Here is a 1,270-nt window from a genome sequence, read left to right on the forward strand (position 1 = left end):
AACTCCGGGATCTTGTCCGGGGTGCCGATCTCCTTGAGCATGTTCAGCGCCTCTTCGTTGGCGCCGCCGTGCGACGGGCCCCACAGGCAGGCGATGCCGGCGGCGATACAGGCGAACGGATTGGCGCCCGACGAGCCGGCCAGACGGACGGTCGAGGTCGAGGCGTTCTGCTCGTGGTCGGCGTGCAGGGTGAAGATGCGGTCCATGGCGCGAACCAGGCGCGGATCGACGTGATAGTCCTCGGCCGGAACGGCGAAGCACATGCGCAGGAAGTTCTCGGCGTACGACAGGTCGTTGCGCGGCGAGATGAAGGGCTGGCCGACGTGGTACTTGTACGCGCGGGCCGCGATGGTCGGCATCTTGGCGATCAGGCGGATGGCCGAGATATTGCGCTGCACCGGATCATGGATGTCCAGGCTGTCGTGGTAGAAGGCTGACAGGGCGCCGACGGTGCCGACCATGATCGCCATCGGGTGGGCGTCGCGGCGGAAGCCTTCGAAGAAGCGGTCGAACTGGGCATGCAGCATGGTGTGCATGGTGATGTTGCGCTCGAAGGCCTCGTATTCCGCGGCCGTCGGCAGTTCGCCGTGCAGCAGCAGGTGGCAGACCTCGATGAAGTTCGACTGCGAGGCCAGCTGGTCGATCGGATAGCCGCGGTGCAGCAGCACGCCGGCGTCGCCGTCGATGAAGGTCAGGGCCGACTCGCAGGCCGCGGTCGAGGTGAAGCCCGGGTCGTAGGTGAAGGCGTCCGTGCCCGCATAGAGCTTGCGGATGTCGATGACGTCGGGGCCGGTCGAACCCGACAGCACCGGCAGATCCACGGTCTTGCCAGCGTAGTTGAGGGTCGCCGTCCCGGCGGGTTTGGCTTGTTCGGTCATTTCAGCCCCTTGTCAGCGGCAGCCTCGCGCGGGGAGGCGGCGGGCCGCGTTTTGTTTGTAAACGTCACTTAGTCTGTTGCAGCGCATCATCCAAGCGCCCGAGGCTTTCTTCGCGTCCCAGAGCCCCCAACGTTTTCGCGATGTCGGGCGATGCGGCCCCGCCGGTCAGGGCCGCGCGCGTGGCCGGACCGATTTTTCCGAAGCCCACGGCCTCTTCCTCGGCGAAGGCCTTCAACTCGGCCTCGAGGGCGAAAACGTCCCAGCTTCCGAACAGCTTCAGCCGGTCGCGCAGGCGTCCGATGCGCTCGCCGGACTCGCCGGACAGCAGGCCTTGGCCCTTTTCGTCGATGGCGAGGGGGCGGGTCTTCAGCACGAAGGCGGTCTGGTCGGCC

1 protein-coding gene and 1 pseudogene are annotated in these 1,270 nt (G+C 66.6%); both read right to left on the reverse strand.

Translation table 11 applies throughout. The features are described from left to right. Positions 1-878 (reverse strand): citrate synthase (gene gltA / locus Q0C81_RS17290; protein WP_291840924.1); only part of this gene is annotated, 878 nt, incomplete at its 3' end. 64 nt (positions 879-942) lie between these two features. Further along, positions 943-1,270, reverse strand: a pseudogene (locus Q0C81_RS17295) (glutamate--tRNA ligase); the annotation flags it as partial.

Origin of the sequence: Brevundimonas sp. (assembly GCF_023259385.1) — a bacterium.
Classification (GTDB): domain Bacteria; phylum Pseudomonadota; class Alphaproteobacteria; order Caulobacterales; family Caulobacteraceae; genus Brevundimonas.